The sequence below is a fragment of the Luteibacter sp. genome (assembly GCF_051958795.1).
Lineage (GTDB): Bacteria > Pseudomonadota > Gammaproteobacteria > Xanthomonadales > Rhodanobacteraceae > Luteibacter.
Map to the genome: position 1 here is coordinate 1 of NZ_JBQCFT010000267.1, position 18,021 is coordinate 18,021.

The 18,021-nt window shown below is 62.7% G+C and carries 17 protein-coding genes, 1 tRNA gene and 1 pseudogene; 11 read left to right on the top strand and 8 right to left on the bottom strand.

Annotated features, from left to right (window positions below; translation table 11 throughout):
• The 3 genes from ACTHLF_RS14045 to ACTHLF_RS14055 all read right to left on the bottom strand — a co-directional run.
• Nucleotides 1–218, bottom strand: a 218-nt coding sequence (locus ACTHLF_RS14045) for a type II toxin-antitoxin system HigB family toxin (protein ID WP_440327968.1), incomplete at its 3' end; no start/stop codon positions are given.
• Nucleotides 219–427: 209 nt separating this feature from the next.
• A complete protein-coding gene (locus ACTHLF_RS14050; RefSeq protein ID WP_440327969.1) occupies nt 428–1,051 on the bottom strand; it encodes a LysE family translocator in 624 nt (207 codons plus the stop codon).
• A 14-nt stretch (nt 1,052–1,065) separates the two neighbouring features.
• A complete protein-coding gene (locus ACTHLF_RS14055; RefSeq protein ID WP_440327970.1) occupies nt 1,066–1,923 on the bottom strand; it encodes a LysR substrate-binding domain-containing protein in 858 nt (285 codons plus the stop codon).
• Between the two features lie 155 nt (nt 1,924–2,078).
• Here ACTHLF_RS14055 and ACTHLF_RS14060 point away from each other — a divergent pair, with 155 nt between their 5' ends.
• A complete protein-coding gene (locus ACTHLF_RS14060) occupies nt 2,079–4,037 on the top strand; it encodes a CocE/NonD family hydrolase (RefSeq protein WP_440327971.1) in 1,959 nt (652 codons plus the stop codon).
• 201 nt (nt 4,038–4,238) lie between these two features.
• Entirely contained in the window at nt 4,239–6,275 is a 2,037-nt protein-coding gene (locus ACTHLF_RS14065) for a M13 family metallopeptidase (protein ID WP_440327972.1), read from the top strand.
• Between the two features lie 52 nt (nt 6,276–6,327).
• On the opposite strand, the gene ACTHLF_RS14070 is transcribed toward ACTHLF_RS14065, so the two are convergent.
• Nucleotides 6,328–6,834 (bottom strand): type II toxin-antitoxin system HigB family toxin, encoded by a 507-nt coding sequence (locus ACTHLF_RS14070; RefSeq protein ID WP_440327973.1) that lies wholly within the window; start codon nt 6,832–6,834, stop codon nt 6,328–6,330.
• A 357-nt stretch (nt 6,835–7,191) separates the two neighbouring features.
• Between ACTHLF_RS14070 and ACTHLF_RS14075 the strand changes: the two genes are divergently transcribed.
• From ACTHLF_RS14075 to ACTHLF_RS14090, 4 genes are all read left to right on the top strand, one after another.
• Nucleotides 7,192–7,806: a hypothetical protein gene (locus ACTHLF_RS14075; protein ID WP_440327974.1), complete on the top strand. Its 615-nt coding sequence runs from the start codon at nt 7,192–7,194 to the stop codon at nt 7,804–7,806.
• A gap of 67 nt (nt 7,807–7,873) precedes the next feature.
• Nucleotides 7,874–8,806 (top strand): ADP-ribosylglycohydrolase family protein, encoded by a 933-nt coding sequence (locus tag ACTHLF_RS14080; protein ID WP_440327975.1) that lies wholly within the window; start codon nt 7,874–7,876, stop codon nt 8,804–8,806.
• Between the two features lie 77 nt (nt 8,807–8,883).
• On the top strand, nt 8,884–9,570 hold the full coding sequence (locus ACTHLF_RS14085; RefSeq protein WP_440327976.1) for a hypothetical protein: 687 nt from the start codon (nt 8,884–8,886) through the stop codon (nt 9,568–9,570).
• A 22-nt stretch (nt 9,571–9,592) separates the two neighbouring features.
• On the top strand, nt 9,593–10,957 hold the full coding sequence (locus ACTHLF_RS14090) for a DUF6438 domain-containing protein (protein ID WP_440327977.1): 1,365 nt from the start codon (nt 9,593–9,595) through the stop codon (nt 10,955–10,957).
• A 14-nt stretch (nt 10,958–10,971) separates the two neighbouring features.
• Here the strand turns inward: ACTHLF_RS14090 and ACTHLF_RS14095 are convergent, their stop codons facing one another.
• Nucleotides 10,972–11,346: a hypothetical protein gene (locus ACTHLF_RS14095; RefSeq protein WP_440327978.1), complete on the bottom strand. Its 375-nt coding sequence runs from the start codon at nt 11,344–11,346 to the stop codon at nt 10,972–10,974.
• A 77-nt stretch (nt 11,347–11,423) separates the two neighbouring features.
• On the opposite strand from ACTHLF_RS14095, the pseudogene ACTHLF_RS14100 reads away from it, so the two are divergent.
• Both ACTHLF_RS14100 and ACTHLF_RS14105 read left to right on the top strand, forming a co-directional pair.
• A pseudogene (locus tag ACTHLF_RS14100) lies at nt 11,424–11,717 on the top strand (ABC transporter permease); the annotation flags it as partial.
• 488 nt (nt 11,718–12,205) lie between these two features.
• Nucleotides 12,206–12,652 (top strand): tetratricopeptide repeat protein, encoded by a 447-nt coding sequence (locus ACTHLF_RS14105; RefSeq protein WP_440327979.1) that lies wholly within the window; start codon nt 12,206–12,208, stop codon nt 12,650–12,652.
• A gap of 154 nt (nt 12,653–12,806) precedes the next feature.
• On the opposite strand, the gene ACTHLF_RS14110 is transcribed toward ACTHLF_RS14105, so the two are convergent.
• From ACTHLF_RS14110 to ACTHLF_RS14120, 3 genes are all read right to left on the bottom strand, one after another.
• Entirely contained in the window at nt 12,807–13,343 is a 537-nt protein-coding gene (locus tag ACTHLF_RS14110) for a hypothetical protein (protein ID WP_440327980.1), read from the bottom strand.
• Nucleotides 13,324–13,563 carry a hypothetical protein gene (locus tag ACTHLF_RS14115; RefSeq protein WP_440327981.1) on the bottom strand — a complete coding sequence of 80 codons (240 nt, stop codon included), beginning with the start codon at nt 13,561–13,563 and terminating at the stop codon, nt 13,324–13,326. Before ACTHLF_RS14115 ends, ACTHLF_RS14110 begins: the two co-directional genes overlap by 20 nt.
• A 171-nt stretch (nt 13,564–13,734) precedes the next feature.
• Nucleotides 13,735–13,819: transfer RNA gene (locus tag ACTHLF_RS14120), tRNA-Leu, on the bottom strand.
• Nucleotides 13,820–13,943: 124 nt separating this feature from the next.
• Here ACTHLF_RS14120 and rnr point away from each other — a divergent pair.
• Genes rnr through ACTHLF_RS14135 form a run of 3 tightly spaced genes read left to right on the top strand, consistent with a single transcriptional unit; the run spans nt 13,944 to nt 17,890 of the window.
• Nucleotides 13,944–16,868: a ribonuclease R gene (gene rnr, locus ACTHLF_RS14125; RefSeq protein WP_440327982.1), complete on the top strand. Its 2,925-nt coding sequence runs from the start codon at nt 13,944–13,946 to the stop codon at nt 16,866–16,868.
• A gap of 3 nt (nt 16,869–16,871) precedes the next feature.
• On the top strand, nt 16,872–17,621 hold the full coding sequence (gene rlmB, locus ACTHLF_RS14130) for a 23S rRNA (guanosine(2251)-2'-O)-methyltransferase RlmB (RefSeq protein ID WP_440327983.1): 750 nt from the start codon (nt 16,872–16,874) through the stop codon (nt 17,619–17,621).
• The gene (locus ACTHLF_RS14135; RefSeq protein ID WP_440327984.1) at nt 17,618–17,890 is read left to right on the top strand and encodes a CBU_0592 family membrane protein; all 273 of its coding nucleotides are present in this window, start codon (nt 17,618–17,620) and stop codon (nt 17,888–17,890) included. The genes rlmB and ACTHLF_RS14135 overlap by 4 nt, the downstream gene beginning before the upstream one ends.
• The last annotated feature ends 131 nt before the right edge of the window (nt 17,891–18,021 follow it).

An 18,021-nucleotide genomic window follows, 5' to 3' on the forward strand; every position in this document is an offset into this window, starting at 1 on the left:
ACGATATCGACGGTCGTAATCAGACGGTAGGTGTTTCCGCGAATATCGAAAATGGTCCAGGGTCCAACCACGTCGGCGCTGCCGAACGTTCGGCGAATATCCGCGAAGTTCCGAAAGTCGCCAGCTAGTAAGTTGCTCTCCCATGCCGCGAGAGCTCGCTTGGCATCAGGGTGTTTCTTCTCAAACTCGCTTAGTGTGCGGGCGCCGGATATAAGCATGTGGTGGCCAAGGATGCTGTTCTGGCTGACAGTATCCTCGCGACGGTTGAGTCCGCTTATAGGTATGTGCCGCTCTCCGCTGTCAGTCTTTTCCTTTGAGCCTGTAGGGCGTGCCCTCCCTGCGTTTCAGTCTCCAAGCAGGATGGCGCTGAAGGGCTGTAGGCCTTGAAAAAACGACCGGTCTGAACGGTCGGTTCAAGTCGGCACTCTCACAACTTCTCAACCGCCAGCCGAAGCCCCAACCCCACAAACAACGCCCCCATCGTCCGGTTCACCCAACGCCCGATGGCAGGCCGCCGTAGCAGCCCCCGCGTTAGCTTCTCGGCGAGGAAGACATACGCCAGGCTCATCACGAGCCCAATGGCGCTGGCGATCAGTCCCAGCGATAGCAGGTGGCGTACCGAGTGGGGATCGCCTGCGGTGATGAACTGCGGGAGTAGTGCGAGATAGAACAGCGCGACCTTGGGATTGAGGACGTCGTTGAGAAATCCATGCCAGACATGCTGCGCGTTGCGTTTGGCTGGCCGCCCGGCGGAGGTGGAGAACCCCGCCCGCGAACGAAACGCCTGCCAGCCGAGGAACAGTAAATAGGCGGCACCGACGTACTTCACGAAGGCGAATGCCGTGGCGGAGGTGAGCACCAGTGCCGACAGCCCGGTGACCGCTGCGCATAGATGCACGTACGAACCCAGGTTGATCCCCAGCGCGGCCCATACGCCAGCCCTGCGCCCATGCGCCATCGTTCGCCCGAACAGGAACAGCATGTCCGGCCCCGGCACGAGAAAGAGGGCGACACTCGCACCAGCGAAGAGCAGGCAGGTGTGCAGGTCCATGCTGGCGATTGGCCCTAGAGGGTGGGAAGGACGGTACGAACGTGGGTTTCGAACAGGTGAAGCAGGCGCGAGGGATGCTTCCGCGCGGTCCGCACGGAGATGCCGACCGATGGCAGGATTGGCAGGCCACTCGCCGGCGGCAGCACTTGCAGGTCAGGCGGCACGCCGGTCAGCGTCATCACCGTGATCGCCTGGCCGGAACGCACGACGGCCGTAAGCCCCGCGACGCTACCGCTCGCATAAGCGATGCGGTATCGACGCCCAGCCTTATCAAGACTTGACGTGGCTGCGAGATGATCCAGCGCATCCGGATCGGACAACGCGAGCTGGAGCGGGTCACGACGGTAAGCCTCGCTGCCCCTGGCGGCGACCCAGACGAACGGCTCGCAGCGCAGGAACTGCTCGCGCTCCGGGCTATCCGGCAACGACACCACCGCGATGTCCAGCGATTGATCCTTCAGTTGCTCGACCAGCCGCGGCGTCGAGGCGCAAACCACTTCGATGAACACCTGCGGGTGCTGAGTCGCGAAGGTCTCAAGCAATTCCGGCAGGAAAATTCGCGCGTAATCGTCCGGACAGCCAAAGCGTATCCGGCCCGACAGGCTCGTCCCGGTCAGTTCGGCGACGGCTTCATCATGGGCGCGGAGGATTTTGTAGGCATGGGCCAGCAGGCGTTCACCGTGCACGGTCAGGGCAATACCGCGCCCGGTCCGGTTCATCAGTGGCTGGCCAATCGCCTCTTCGAGTTTCTTGATCTGTTGGCTGAGTGCGGCCTGCGTGCGCCCGACCTGGTCCGCGGCACGACTCATCGCCGCCGCCTCGGCAATGGCGACGAAGTTGCGGAGCAGGGCGATATCCAGCCGGAGTGTCATGGCCCCATGCTAAGGCATGAACGACACGCCGCAAGCGTCTGGCGTAAGGTACAAGCCACGCTTATGGCCCGCATTAGAACTTCTTGCTGCCCGTGGTGAATGGGCTGTGATTAAGATCGGGCCACCCAAGGGGACCACCGATGGAAGGACGAACGATGCACGCGATCGTGAAGCAGGCTTGTCTGGCGGTATTGATTGGCGCGGCCCTGGCGGGCTCCGCTTCCTTGGTGCGCGCGCAGGATGCGTCGCTGGTGGGCAAGGACGATATCCCGCAGAAGTTCGACGATGTTATCCCTGGCGGCCAGGACTACACCCGGCGTGAGGTCATGGTGCCGATGCGAGATGGCACCAAGCTCTTCACCGTGATCGTCGTCCCCAAGGGCGCGAAGAATGCGCCGATCATCCTGACCCGCACGCCCTACAACGCCGCCGAGCGCGCAGGCAATCCCAAAGCCACCACCCTGGCCACCTCGCTGCCACCGCCGGATGCCATGTTCGTCGAGGCCAAATACATCCGCGTCTACCAGGATGTGCGTGGCAAATACGGCTCTGAGGGCAGGTACGTGATGATGTACCCGCCGCGCGGGCCCTTGAACCCAACGAAGACCGATGAAACCACGGACGGCTGGGACACGATCGACTGGCTCGTGAAACACGTGCCCGAGTCGAATGGCCGGGTGGGCATGATCGGCTCGTCCTACGAGGGCGAGACCATCGTCATGGCCTTGCTCGATCCGCACCCGGCGCTTAAAGCCGCGGTGCCGGAGAGCCCGATGGTCGATACCTGGATGGGCGACGACTGGTTCCACTACGGCGCCTTCCGCCAGATGATGCTTGGCTACGTCCACATGCAGACCATGCAGAAGGGTGAGGGTGCCGTTACGCCAACCGACACCTACGACAAATACGAGGAATACCTGCGCGCCGGCTCCGTGGGTGATTACATCCGCAGCCGCGGACTGGAGAAGCTTCCCTTCGTCGCGCGCATGATGGAACACCCCGCTTATGACGATTTCTGGCAGGGACAGGACCTCGCGCGGCGCCTCGCGGCCAAGCCATCCAGCGTGCCGACGATCTGGGAGCAGGGCCTTTTCGACCAGGAAGACATGTGGGGCGCGAACCACGCCTGGCTCGCCCTCAAGGCCGCGGGGCACACCGCGAACAACTGGCTCGTCATGGGGCCGTGGTCGCACAGCCAGGTCAACGGCAAGGGCTACTCGGTGGGCGTGTTCAAGTGGGAGGGCGATACGGCCCGCCAGTACAACCGCCAGATGGTGATGCCGTTCTTCGAGCAATACCTGCAGGACGGCCAGCCCGCGAAGCTGGCGAAGGTGAACATCTACAACACCGGTGCTGATCGGTGGGAGACCTTCCAGGACTGGCCCACCGCGTGCGCGAGCGGATGCGGTACGGGCCTCAAGCCCTTGTATCTGGCCGGCGGCGCGAGCCTCTCGTTCAACAAGCCCACCGACGGGCAAGCGGCCGATACCTACGTGAGCGATCCGGCGAAGCCCGTGCCGTTCCTGCCGCGCCCGGTACTCGATCCCTTCTTCGGGTACGGCTCCACGTATGCGGGCTACATCCCCTGGAGTTCATGGCTGCTCCACGACCAGCGCTTCGTCGATGGCCGCAGCGATGTCCTCACTTATGAGACACCCGTACTCACCTCGGCGGTCCACGTGCAGGGCATCCCCGTCGCGGACCTCAAGGCGATGACCACCGGCACCGACGGCGACTTCGTGGTGAAGCTCATCGATGTTTTCCCGTCCTCAGTCCCCAGCGACGCGAGCATGGGTGGTTACCAGATGGCGATTGCGATGGATATCCTCCGCGGCCGCTACCGGGAAAGCTTTGAACACCCGAGCGCCATCCCGGCCAACACCCCGCAGACCTACAAGTACGACCTGCCCAACGTGAACCACGTATTCCAGCCCGGACATCGGATCATGGTGCAGGTCCAGTCCACTCTGTTCCCGCTGTACGACCGCAATCCCCAGACCTATGTCCCGAACATCTTTAATGCCAAGCCGGACGATTACCGGGCGGCGACGATTTCCGTGTTGAGGTCGGATAGCCAGCCGAGTGCGGTGTGGTTGCCGGTGGTGGGGCAATAGGGGAACTGGACCAGGAACCAACTCACGCTGTCTTCGACGTGCCCTGACGGCGGCTTCGTGGTCAAGCTCGGCGGGTGACGTTCAGGTCGATGGAGTTGCGAGGGAGCGCTTGTCGTGGACTTGAATTCGTAAGAATTCACCATTACGGCGCACCGGCGTGCTTGCCTATACTGTGCTGACTCCAGAAAAAGGAAACCAGGCATGGACGCTCGTCGCTGGCTGGGCGCAGTTCTCGCTGGTGCGTTGTCGGCCTTTGCAGCGGTGACTGCAAAGACGCAAGCCGTCGAGGGAATCGATCATTCGGTAAAGCCAGGTAACGGGTTCTACGCGTACGCGAACGGCAGTTGGCAAAAGGCCGCCGTCCTTCCGGCGGATCATGCCGAAACAGGTGCCATGCAGACGGCGGTGGACGGCATGGATGAGCGCATGCGCGAGTTGATCGGGCGTGCCGCCAGTGCACCGGAGGGCTCAAACGCGTGGAAGGTGGCCGCGTACTATCGGGCGTTCCTTGATAAGGCTTCGCGGGAGCGGATAGGACTGTCGTCCGTTCGACCTCTGCTTGACGCGATTGCCAGTGCGCCTGATCGCCGTTCACTGGCATCCCTCATGGGGCGCGAGCAGATGGATTTCACCGCTTCTTTTATCGACATTTATGTCGACATCGATCATGGCGAAGACTCGCGGTACGCGGCGGTATTGACCCAGTCGGGCCTGGGCATGCCTGATCGGGACTTCTACATGGACCGTGCTTTCTTGACGCAACGGCGCGCTTATGGAAGTTACGTGGAAGCACTGCTTACCGACGCAGGCATTGCCGAGCCGGCTCAGGCGGCACGCGACGTTTTGGCATTTGAGACGCAGCTAGCCCGCGCCAGTTGGCCGTCTGAGAGGCAGGTCGAGGAGTCATGGCGCCACATGGGCGTGGTGCAGTTGGCACGCTTCGCGCCCGGGTTTGACTGGCAGGCATTTCTCGAATCGGCAGGGGTCAATATAAGCGCCCAGGTCGTTATAGCGGAGCCAGACGCTGCACGGGCGCTTGCGGCACGCTTTGCGCAAACACCGCTGCCCGTGCTGAAGCATTGGATGGCTGCCCACGTAATGGATCGCGCAGCGCCCTTTCTGACGGACCACCTGATCGATAGGTGGCAGCAATTCCACGAGAGAGCGATCGGAGGTCAAGCCGCGCCAACGCCGGATTGGCGTCGCGCCGTGCGAATTGTTGCGGGTACGACATGCCCGGGTGAAGCCATGCCCGCAGCGGAATGTTTCGGTAGTTTGCGTTGGGCGGCTGGCGATCTTTACCTTGCCAGCTACTTTCCGGATAGCCTTCGAGCTGAGTCGAAGGCGATGATTGATCGGCTTCGCGCGGCTTTTCGTCGTCGCCTGGCCAGCGAGCCATGGATGTCGCCTACAACCAGGGAAGCAGCCGTCGCCAAGCTGGATGCATACACGGTGAAGCTGGGTGGCCCTGACGAATCAGCGAATCTTTCATCGCTGGCCCTGGTGCCGGGCGACCTTGTCGCAGACGCGCGAGCGGCCGCAGCAGCGTCGTGGGCCGGCGAGCTCGCCCGCCTGGGGCGCGTGGCAGATCCACATGCGTGGATTGAAGCGCCGCAGACGGTCGACGCCAACAACGGGCCGGCTCTTGATGTTGAGTTTCCCGCCGGCCGGTTCCAGCCGCCTGTGTTCGATAGTCAACGCGATCCGGCGTACAACTTCGGCGCCTTGGGCGCATTCGTCGGCCATGAGTGGACCCATGGATTCGATGACACAGGGCGGCACATCGACGCCCGGAACCGGCGTCAGGATTGGTGGACCGCTGCGGACGATCGCGCGTTTACCGAACGCGCAGCACGGTTGGCACGGCAGTACGATTCGTTCGCCCCTTTGCCGCATTTGCATGTGCGAGGTGAGCAAACCCTGGGCGAAGATATCGCGGACCTTGGCGGACTTTCCGTCGCACTTGATGCGTATCACGAATCGCTCGGCGGCAAGCCAGCTCCAGTTGTCGATGGATTTACTGGCGACCAGCGCGTGTTTCTTGGCTGGGCCTGGATGTGGCGCGGAAAGAAATCCGACGCGGCGCTAAGACGGCAACTCGTTGACGACGTGCACGCGCCCTTCGTCGTCCGAGTCGACGCTGTCGTGCGGAATCTTGATGTCTGGTATTCCAGTTACGATGTGAGCGAAGGAGCTGCGCTATATCTGGCGCCAGGTGATCGTGTACGCCTTTGGTAGCTTTACTCGTTCACGAGACGCTCGCGGCAGAAGGGTCGACGACTTCGGGGCATCAGAAAGGATAGTGGGCCTGCTCATAAGCATGGATCACATCGAAAAGCATTCCGCAGAGTTTGCTGTTGGGATGCTCGTCATTCATTGCGCCGATATCCACCAATCGGTCGATGGCAGAAAGAGCGAGGTCGTGATCGCGTTCGTCGACGATGGGCCGTACGGTTGATGTGTGCTGGAACAATCCCCAGCCGATTGGCGCTACGTCGCGTACGTGTGTGTAGGTCATCCAATGCCTCTTGTCATATTCGTTGTGCGTCAGGACGGCCTTGATATAGCACTCCTGCCGCGCGAAGTTGATAAACGTAATCAACCGGTACCGATTGCCACGGATGTCGAAGACAATGCGCTCACGGACCAGATCGACGCTTCGGAAGGTGTTTCGAAGGTCCGAAAAGTTGGCGAGCGGTCGCGACTCAATATGCTTACGCCACGTTTGCAGCGCGATGCGCGCGTCCGGATATCGCTCTGCGAACTCCCTTAACGGGCGATGGCTAATCACCCGCATGGCTTGCTCCGTATGGGTCTGGGCGGTGACTATGCCGTGGGCACGGCCCTCGGATCACTGGCCTTTGCCTCGCCGTCGCGTAGGGGATCGCCGATTCGTAGTAGGGCTTTTCGTAGTCAGGCAATCTGGTCCACGGAGCGTTGCGTGGCACCGCAGACGCAGGCGGCGTGGCGGTGGCTCCAGGGCGGTACTGTGGGCAGCAGGTCCATCGAGTCCGAGGTAGTCATGGAACGACTGGCTCGTCATGGCGCCGTGGTCGCAAAGCCAGGTCGACGGTGGGTCACTGACGTCGGCGGGCTATGGCACAACCCTGTGGAGCCGTGGCATCTTAGCCGGCATCCGCAGGGGGATCAGGGAATGAAGCGTTGGATGATGATGGTGGCTGCGGTCGCGGCTAGTGCTTTCGTGGCTGCGCCGATGGCGTACGTGACGCCTGGTAACGCTATTTCCGCTGACGGCTACGCTGTGGCTGCGGCGGTCTTGCGCTCGGCATACCCGGCGGAGGCTACGAAGATCGTACTCCTCGGGACACATACCGCGACGTTCGCGTGTAATCCGGCAGCCGACGTCGGCATTGTAATAGGCGGATGCAGCGGCATGAGCAGGGTGGATGTAGCTCAGGACGATCTGCTGGACTGGATACAGGGGCAGCTGCCCGGGGTCGACGACGAGCTCCGGCAGCGGCTTGTGGCGGAAGCGCAGGTGTCATCTGTCATTGATCGCCGGCTACCCACCGACATACCCCAGTACGCTCCGGCCGCCCCGGGCAACGCCCCGGTTACGGGCGATCCCGAATTCGCGTTCTATATGTCGCGACCCGCGATCTCCCGTGACGGTAAACGCGCCCTGATCTACGTGGGTCTTATTTTCTGGAAAAATCACACGGTCGGGTCGCACGGCAGTTACTACTACCTTGAGAAGAGGGAGCAGTGGACGGTGAAGAAGGTGACTGAGCCGCTTTGGCAGATGTAGGAGCGAGTGGTCGTCATGCGGAAGCGGGATGCCAAAAAATGAGGCAGCGGACGCGGCAGGAGGGTCTATGGGTCTCAATAACAGCCAGATGAAGCGAATCCGCTCGGGCATGGAAGGCCTGCTTGTCGGTGATGCGCTGGGTGTTCCATTCGAATTCCACGATCCAGTCGAGATCCCCGACACGGCGCTGATCGACTTCGAGCCGCCCGTCGGTTTCGATCGTGCGCACCCGGGTGTTCCAGCAGGCACATGGTCGGATGATGGGGCACAGGCACTGTGCCTGTTAGCTTCGCTTCTTCACTGCGATGGCCTTGATCTTTCTGACTTTTCGCGACGCCTGGTTAACTGGCTCGACTGGGGCTACCTAGCGGTCGATGGACATGTCTTCGATGTCGGTATGCAGACTACCGTTGCATTGCGAAGACTCCGGCAAGGTATTTCACCGCTGAAAGCTGGGCCGGCGAGCGTCAGCGATAATGGCAACGGCGCTCTGATGCGTGTACTACCTGTCGCGCTCTGGCACGAGGGGGACGATTTCTCGCTCGTGAGGATGGCTTCGGAGCAAAGCCGGCCCACCCATGGTCATCCGCGATCGGGCGTGGCTTGTGCCATGTATTGTTTGTGGGCTCGAAGTGAACTTACGGGCTCTGATCGGAGCTGGAGTGAGGCCGAAAGACGGTTGCGTGATCTCGGCCCCCGAGCTGGCTTGCCAGAAGAGGAAATCGAGCTTGTACTCGATACATCTAACGCGTCGAACGTCCGCGGGACGGGTTACGTAGTTGATTCTCTCTGGTCTGCGCGTTTCGCGATCGACGCGGCGAACGACTACGCTTCGGCCGTCCGGCGAGCCATTTCACTGGGTAACGACACCGATACCACGGCGGCCATCGTCGGCGGCATCGCTGGTGTCAGGTATGGGCACGAAGGGATACCGGCGAACTGGCGTAACGCGCTACGTGGCCGCCCACTTTTCGAGGAGATTCTTGCAAAAATGCGCTAGCGTGGGGCCGCTGGTCCGGGCGTTGGTTAGCACATGAAAGTCAGGCTTCGCCTTAGGGCATTACGCTGGGGAATCGCATGAGTTATCGCGTACTGATCATCGGCGGGACAGGGGAGGTGGGCTCGGCGGTCATCCGGGCCCTTTTGGCGGACTCCGCCTGCGGGGGCATTGTCATGGTCAATCGCCGGGAGATTGCTCTCGCTGACGCCCGCGTGCGGCAGGTTGTACTGGATACAAGTGCGCCTGTGCTTCCCGACGAAGTCGCGGCTGTCGCCCGTGACATGCTCGCCCGTGGTGACGTGGTCTGCGGCGCATCCTGCGTCGGTGTAGGGAGCGGCAGCATGAAGTGGACCGAAGAACAGCTGAAGGCACTGGAAGTCGGCGTCGTTGGCGGCTTCGCCCGCGGCTGCCATGCAGGCGGTATCACGCATTTCGCGCTGCTCTCCGCTGTCGGTAGCGATTCGCGAAGCCGTTTTCGCTATGTACGCGTCATGGGACTCAAGGAGGCAGCTGTCGAGGCCGTGGGCTTCGAGCGGCTCGCGATCTTCCGTCCTGGCATTATTGCCGGCAATGCGCACACGCCTGGCTACGTTGCATGGCTTGGCCGTCTCATACCCGGCCGGTTTGGTGTGATCGCGCAGGATGATATCGGCCGGGCCTTCGAAGCTGAATTAAGGGTTGCGGCCACTAGCAAAGGCAACACGTATCTCGAGAACGGCGAGATGAGGCGTCTTTCCCGACAGCTCGTCCGAGACGCACGTTAATCATCAGAAAGGGAAGGCGAGTATGCGTAGGGAGTACCGGCCGTGGCTCACTACTGTCGTCGCTTCAACGAGCCTCTGGTTTGCACCGGCAGCCCGTGCTGAATCCCCAGTCAACGATCTCACGCAAACGGTCATCACCCTTGAGCGTTCCGCCTGTTACGGTTCGTGCCCGGTCTACAGGGTGACGATTGAAGGAAACGGCCAGGTATCTTTCACGACGGACACGGCACCTGTGGACGGCGTGGATGCGGTACATCGCGAATACCAGCCAGCCACGGGGGTCCTGGTGGGTGGCTTTCACAGCGACAAGGTGTCGACGGAGCAGGTGGCATCGCTCGTGGCGAAGTTCGAAAAGGCAAAGTTCTGGCGCCTGAAAGACACCTACCAGGCGACGGTTACGGATAGCCCTACTTATATCGTCACTCTCCAGGCAGGGGATCGGAAGAAAGTTGTCGTGGACTATGTCGGCGAGAGCGCAGGCATGCCCGCGGTGGTCACCCAGCTCGAAGAGGCGATCGATCGTGTGGCAGGAACGGACCGCTGGGTCAGGGGCACCCCGGCGCTCCTGCCGTGGCTGGAAAAGACCGGTTTCGACTTCCATTCTGCCGACGCCGCCCGAATCGCCGTGATGGGCGAGCGGCGGGATGCATCCGAGGAGCTTGTGCTGGCGCTCGTCGCCCGCGGTGCGCCGCTCGATGCGGTTGTCGAAGACCCAGGTAATTTTTTCCTGGCTCGAAGCACTAAGGAGGTGGCGGGCATGAGCTTGATTCAATCCGCGATGAGGCGCGGCCATGCGCCATTGTTCAATCGGCTGCGGAAGCTCGGTTGGCTTGACCGATGGGGCAAGGACAAGGCCGCGCTGGTATTTGCCGAGGACGCGGCGGGTTGCTCCCCAGCCCTGGTCGATGCCGTGGCCGCTGCGGGCGTGGCCATCGACGCGGCAACACCCCTCGGGAAATCGCGTTACGAGTTCGAAGCGGGTGGCGTTACGGCTCTCGGCGCGATGGCCGACAGCTATTCATGCGGCCGCCCCGGCAACGATGCTGAGGACAGGCGTGTCGCCACGGCGGCTGCGCTCCTGGCGCATGGCGCGAACCCGAATCACAAGGATGGCAATGGCCGCACGACGCTCTACGGCGTGGAAAGCCTGGCACTGCTCAATCTTCTCCTGGACCACGGTGCCGATGCCACGATCAAGGCAAAAGACGGCAGCAGCGTGATTTACGGGAGCTGGTCGGATGACGTGGTGGTACGTCTTCTCGAAGCAGGCGCAAGCATCAAGGGTCACTACTTTGGAGGCACGACGCTCGCGAAGCAGATGAAAGAGCAACCCATGCCGAAGGTGGCCGCGTGGTTGGCGCAGCATCCTGAGGTAGTGAAGCGGTAGGCTGCCCGTCGATCCTACGAAGCCCGCGTTAACCAGGGCTCCATGAACGCTTCGAGGTTCACTCGAGGTGGCACCGTCAGTCCCGCGGCATGCACGAAAGCCTGCGAGGCCTTCAGGAACGCCTGTTTCGCCCGAGCGGAATCCATGCGCGCGGCGGCCTGCTTTTGCCGGAGCTGCACGATATGTGCGGAAGGCTGGCCCGGTTTCGAAAACTTCGCATAGCGGCGCAATTCATCTGCAGCCACGGTGGTATCGCGCGCGGCGCGGTCCATGGCATTCCGGGCTTCAACGGCCTGGGCGAGCAGGGCGCTTGCCTCGGGCGAAAGGTCCGCGGCGGAGGGGTTCTTGTGATCAGCCATGTTTTCGAGAGATGAGGACAGGCTCGTCATCGGGACGTCTCAACAGGATAAACGATGGTGTCGCGGCTGACGATCAGCTCCGCGGTAGGCAATGACCTCCGCGGGGCCAGCGGCGCAAGCAGATCGGTATTCGCCGATCACTAGGTGCCACCAGTGCCGACATCCTTGGCTACTTCCACGCCGAGAACTTCGTGCTGGTAAGCATGGGTATCGTGCTTGGCGCGGTGCTCGCCGTGGCAGCAAACATCGCCCTGATGGACAACTATCCGCTGCCGCGCATGCCGCTATATGTTCCGTTGCTGGGCGCGGCATTGCTGTGGCTGGTCGGGCAGGTCGCCGTGTGGGGACCTGCGAGGTCGGCGGCGCGAGTGCCACCCGTGGTGGCTATGAGGGCCGCCTGAGTACGCGGCACTGCCAATTCCGGCGAATCTCCGGGAATCGCGCGCAAGCGCGCTCCCACAATGGGGCGGGGCGTGACGGGGCGTGCGCTCAGGCCCGAAAGCTGCTCCTGTTCCAAAAGCTTCAGACACGCTGAGGCTCTTCAAGGTGCCTATCACCCAGGCGGAGTTTGACGACGAGGCGAAACTGGTTGAGGAGAAGGTTTCTACCGCTGGGCCTCAGAACCCCTTGGTGTTGAAGACTTGCTCGTTTCGCTTGCCACGCCCCTTCAATGAGTCTTGAGACCTTCAGGAGAGGAAATCGTCGTTGCAGACGATGATGCTGCCGATTCTCCGCCCATGACGGACGAGCGGGTGTAAGGAAGTGGCCGCAATAGCCTTCTTGGGAGCAATTAACTGTCGCGTGGCGACACGAGTGATTTGCATTAAGCTGTGCCGTCCGCTTCCGATATGAAGCGGACATTTGCGTTTCGTTTCCGAAGCATCTTTTCATGAGGCGGATGATGGAGCAAGAGCAGCGGCTAGACGAACTGATCCATGACCAAATAACGGAGTTGTCGGCTGAAGGAAATGCGCTCGCGGAACAGGGGCGCTGCTTGGAGGCAAGGACAAAGTTTGTCCAGGCGCTTAAGTTGCTTCCAGAGCCTCATCTGCGCTGGGAGGCGGCAACGTGGCTATGGACCGCGATCGGCGACATGCACTTTCTATTGGGGGACGCTGAAAAAACCTTGCAATGCTTTGTCAACGCAGTTCAGTGCCCAGGCGGACTGGGAAACCCATTTATACATCTTCGCCTCGGTCAGGCATGCTTTGACTTGGGTGACTTGGATAAGGCGGCCGACGAGTTAACCAGAGCGTACATGGGGGCAGGACTAGACATCTTTATGCAGGATGATCCCAAGTATCTAAGCTTCCTGGAAACCAGGATCGAACTCTGAGAAGGTCGGCAGTTTTAGGTGAGCGTGCCTGAAGATTTCGGTGAGCTACGAATCCGCTGATTGTATTGATCGTTCCGCACGTGGCGCAGCCGAATGCGACTCCCGCCAGAAAAATCAATGTCGCCACCGTGAATTGAGTAACTTCAAGGTCGTTTCAAGGCGCGGTCTGTTGCCGTGCTCGGAGCTTCGCGCAAAGGGTTGCGAACTCTTGATACTCGTCCGTATCGACGTACGTTGTGTCTCGCAATGTTTCGAGAATCTCTAGCGCGAGCTCTCTGAATATAAATACGAGCTCTTCGGCCCGTTCCCGCCGGTTCTTCAACTCCTGAAGAATTGCTTCATAGCGCCCCTCAGCCATTAGCGGTCCGAATCGCTTTGAAAAGTGATGAACAACTTCATTGCGCTCGTCCACGACGCGCTTAATATGCGTCTTCAGCGGTTCGATATCACCGGTAAAGCGATCGACGAGAGGATCCAATAGCTGGCCGAGTGAACGCTTCTCGATTGCTGCGGCAACAGACAGCTTGGCGGATAGGGATGGGTCACCCCCTCCCATCATTGCGATCAGGAACTTGAAAAGATGTTCCATTTCCTGGCTCTGCAATACGAAAACGCCGATGGCGCACGCTATCCGATGGCCAGGGCTGAGCGGCTCTTGAGCGCTCATCTCGTCAGGCTCGATCGGCTGCAACGCCTTTCCGCGGCCGCGCGGCGAGGACGCCGCCGGGAATGGCTCCAGCGAGGCATAACGGAGCTGCAAGGTCGCCGAGGCCCCAGGCCTTCGCGAGGTGCATGCCAAGGCCGCTGTCGAGGCCCATGGGCAGGAGCACAACCAAGCCGAACGCGACGATGATTCCGAAGAACGCGCCGGCGCGAATAGCGGCCAGTCGATGGGAGAAGCGGGCGGTCATCCGTAAGTACCTCGCGTGGTTTTGCGGATGGTACGCCGGGGATCGGGGTGTCGTAAGGGGGGAATCGCGCGCAAGCGCGCTCCCACAATGGGGCGGCGCGTGACGGGGCATGCGCTTTCAGACCCCGGAAACAACAAAGCCCCGCATCGCTGCGAGGCTTTGTCTTATAATTGGTGCCCAAGAGAGGACTCGAACCTCCACGGTTTTACCCGCTAGTACCTGAAACTAGTGCGTCTACCAATTCCGCCACCTGGGCAGGTGTCCCGGTAACAGCATTGCTGCCCCGTGAGCCGCGTAGATTAGGCAGGTCGGATACACTTGTCAACGATTTTCCAAAACGGGAAGTAAAAATTGTTACTTCCCCCCTTCAAGGTCCTTACGTGACGAAGAAAAACAAAGGTTCCGGTGCCCGCAAGGGGCCCCGCAAGCCCAAGGCGAGCCGCCCCGGAAAGGCGCTGGCCAAGTTCCGCGACCGCATTCCGGGTCCCGCGGTAGCCGATCCACATGCCGCGCGCGAAGCGCAGCGCTATGAGAATCCCATTCCCAGCCGCGAGGCGATCCTTGCGCTCCTCGAGGAGCGCGGTGAGCTGATGCTGGCCGAGGACATCGCCCGCGCCCTGCGGCTGTTCACCGATGACCAGATCAACGCGCTGGATAAGCGCCTGGGTGCCATGGTCCGCGATGGCCAGCTGCTGCGTAACCGCCGCAACGGTTATGCGCCGGCCCAGAAGCTCAACCTGATCCCCGGCCGTGTCATTGCCAACGCCGAGGGCTATGGCTTCCTGCGCCCGGACGAGGGCGGGGATGACCTCTACCTCTCGCCCTCGCAGATGCGCAGCGTGCTGCACGGCGATCGCGTGCTGGCCAGCGTGGTCGGCATCGACCGCCGCGGCCGCCGCCAGGGCGCCATCGTCGAGGTGCTCGAACGCCGCTCGCCGCGCCTGGTCGGTCGCGTGGTGGTAGAGAACGGCGTGACACTGGTCGAGCCGGATGACCGTCGCCTGCACCAGAACATCATGATCCCCACGGGCCAGGACGCCGGCGCCCGTTCGGGCGAGATCGTGGTCGTCGAGATCACCGATCCGCCGACCCCGCATCGTGGTCCGCTCGGCGCCATCCGCGCCGTGCTCGGTGCCCGCCTGCAGCCCTCGCTGGTGGTCGAGATGGCTATCGCCAGCCACGACCTGTCGCATGAGTGGCCGCCGCAGGTCATCCGCCAGGCCGAAGAGGTGGAGCCCAAGGTCACAGCCGCCGAGCGCAAGGGCAAGGTCGATATCCGCAACCTGCCGCTGGTGACGATCGACGGCGAGGACGCCCGCGACTTCGATGACGCGGTATACGCGGAGCAGCTCCGCAACGGGGGCTTCCGCCTCATCGTCGCCATCGCCGACGTCTCGCATTACGTGCCGGTCGGCACCGCACTCGACGCCGAAGCTTACGAGCGCAGCACCTCCACGTACTTCCCCGGCTTCGTCGTGCCCATGTTGCCGGAGACCCTTTCCAACGGCATCTGCTCGCTGAACCCGAAGGTCGACCGCCTCTGCATGGTCTGCGACATGGAAGTGGATGCGGAAGGCGAGGTCCAGCATTCGAAGTTCTACGAAGCGGTGATGTACTCGCACGCGCGCCTCACCTACACCAAGGTGTGGCAGGCCGTGGGCGAGCGCGACCCGGCCGTGCGCGAAGAGATCGCCGACGTGCTGCCGCAGGTGGAAACGCTGCACCGCCTGTACAAGGCCATGGCGAAGGCGCGCAAGCGCCGCGGTGCCATCGATTTCGAAACGCCGGAAGTGAAGTTCCGCCTGACGCCGTCGGGCGACGTGATGGCCATGGGCGCCACCGATCGCAACGATGCGCACAAGCTGATCGAGGAATGCATGATCGCCGCGAACGTGCAGGCGGCGAAGTTCCTGTCCAAGCGGAAGATCCCGGCGCTGTATCGCGTGCATGCGCCGCCGCCGGTCGAGAAGTACGAAGACCTGCTGCAGTTCCTGCGCGAGTTCAAGCTGCGCCTGCCGCCGAACGACGAAGTGACGCCGGCGGATTTCTCGGCGCTGCTGAAAAAGGTGCACGACCGCCCGGAAGCCGAGCTGATCCAGTCGGTGCTGCTGCGTGCGCAGAGCATGGCCGTCTACCTGCCCAGCAACGATGGTCACTTCGGCCTCGCGCTCGATGCGTACGCGCACTTCACCTCGCCGATCCGCCGCTATCCCGACCTGCTCGTGCACCGCGCGATCCGCTACGCCCTGACCAAGGGCAAGCCGGCGGATTACGAGTACACCGAAGGCCAGATGGAGAAGATGGCCGTGCACTGCTCGCAGCGCGAGCGTCGTGCGGAAGAGGCCGAGCGCGATGTCGACGAGCGCTTCAAGTGCGCGTGGATGGAAAAGCACGTGGGCGAGGAGTTCGCGGGCACCATCACGGGCGTCACCTCGTTCGGCCTGTTCGTGGAACTGGCGGCCTCGCGTGTGTCGGGTCTCGTGCACGTCTCGCAGCTGCCGAACGACTATTACAAGTTCGATCCGGTCCGCCACCTGCTGGCGGGCGAGCGCACGGGTGAGCGTTACCGCCTGGGCGACTACGTCAGCGTGCAGGTGCTACGCGCGAGCATGGAAGACCGCAAGATCGACTTCCGCCTGAAGGCACGCCTGCAATCGCTGCCGCAACCGGTGCTTCCGCCCCCGGTCGCACCGCCGCCGGTGATGCCGGTCGGTACGGTGGCCCAGGTCGGTCGCGCCTTCGGTCGCGTGGTGAAGAAGGTGGCCGAAAAGCTCGCCGGGAAGAAGCCGACGGCGAAGTCGCCGGAGTCGAAGGCTCCGGCGACCAGGGCACCCGTTGCGAAAGCGCCGCCCGTGAAGGCTGCCGCAAGCAAGACGCCGCCGACCCCGGCTGCGAAGGCCGCCCAGGCGAAGCCGGCGCCCGTGAAAACGCCTGCGCCGAAGTCGCAGGCTCCGAAGGCACCGGCCGCGAAAGCCCCGGCGCCGCGCGGTCACGTCGCCCCGGCACCCGCGGCAAAGGCACCGGCAACGAAGGCCCCGTCGCAGAAGCCCGCACCGTCGAAAGCAGCGCCCACGCGCAAGCAGGCCACGGTTGCCCCGGGCACGCCGGTTGGGGATCATGCGCTCCCCGCGCTTCCCCCGCTGCCGGCCGTGAAGAAGGCAGCGGCGAAGGCGCCGGCAAAGAAGGCCGCGCCGGCAAAGCCTGCCGCAACGAAGGCCGTGAAGAAGGGCGCCGCGAACGCGGCACCCGCGAAGAAGGCGGCAGCAAAGAAAGCCGCGCCGCGTACGAACAAAGGCAAGCAGTAAGTCATGGCGACAGAAACGTGGATCGTAGGCATTAACCCGGTCGAAGGCGCCCTCGCCAACGATCCGGAGCGGGTGCGTGAACTGCTGGTCGAGCAGAACTCGAAGAACGCCCGCATCAACGAGATCCTGGCCGCCGCGCGCAAGCACGGCATCCAGGTACGCACGATGGGCAAGGACCAGCTTGAGAAAATGAGCGGCGAAGCGCGCCACCAGGGCGTCGTCGCGCGTTATGAAACTCCGCCTATGCTCGGCGAGAACGAGCTGGAAAGCCTGGTCGAGAAGGCGGGCCCGGACTGCCTGATCCTCGTGCTCGATGGCGTGACCGATCCGCACAACCTCGGTGCCTGCCTGCGCAGCGCCGCGGCGGCGAAGGTCACGGCCGTGGTCGTCCCGAAGGATCGTGCTGTCGGGCTTACCCCGACGGTGCGCCGCGCATCCGCCGGTGGTGCCGACCTGGTACCGCTGGTGGCCGTCACCAACCTGGCGCGCGCGCTGCGTTCCATGAAGGACGCAGGCGTGTGGATCACCGGCATGGCCGGTGAGACCGAGCAGTCCATCTACCAGGTGGACTTCAAGGGCCCGGTGGCGATCGTGCTGGGTAGCGAAGGCGATGGCATGCGCCATCTCACCCGGGAAACCTGCGATTTCGTCGCGAAGATCCCGATGCCGGGCAACATGGAGAGCCTCAACGTCTCCGTGGCCACCGGTGTCGTGTTGTTCGAGGCGCTGCGCCAGCGAGGTATCAAGAAATGAGCAGCCTGCTGTGGCACGACTGGTGCGGCCTCGTTGGCGTTGCCCTGGTCCTCGTCGCGTTCTTCCTGCTCCAGGCGCACAAGCTCTCGGGGCAGGGCTACCCGTACCAGGTGATGAACCTGCTGGGTGCGTTCGGCATCCTGCTTTCGCTGATCTTCGGCACCTTCAATCTCCCGGCATTCCTGCAGGAGATGGCCTGGTTCCTGATCAGCGTGTACGGCATCGTGCGCGGCGTACGCGCCCGCAAGGCGGCGCAGATCCTGCCGTAGCCAGCGCCCGTCTTGTGGGAGCGGGGGGGGGGGGGGGGGGGGGGGGGGGGGGCGGCGCCCCCGCCCCCCCCCGCGCCCCCCCGCCCCCCGCCCGCCGGGCGCGGGGGGGGGGGGGGGGCGCGGGGAAAAAG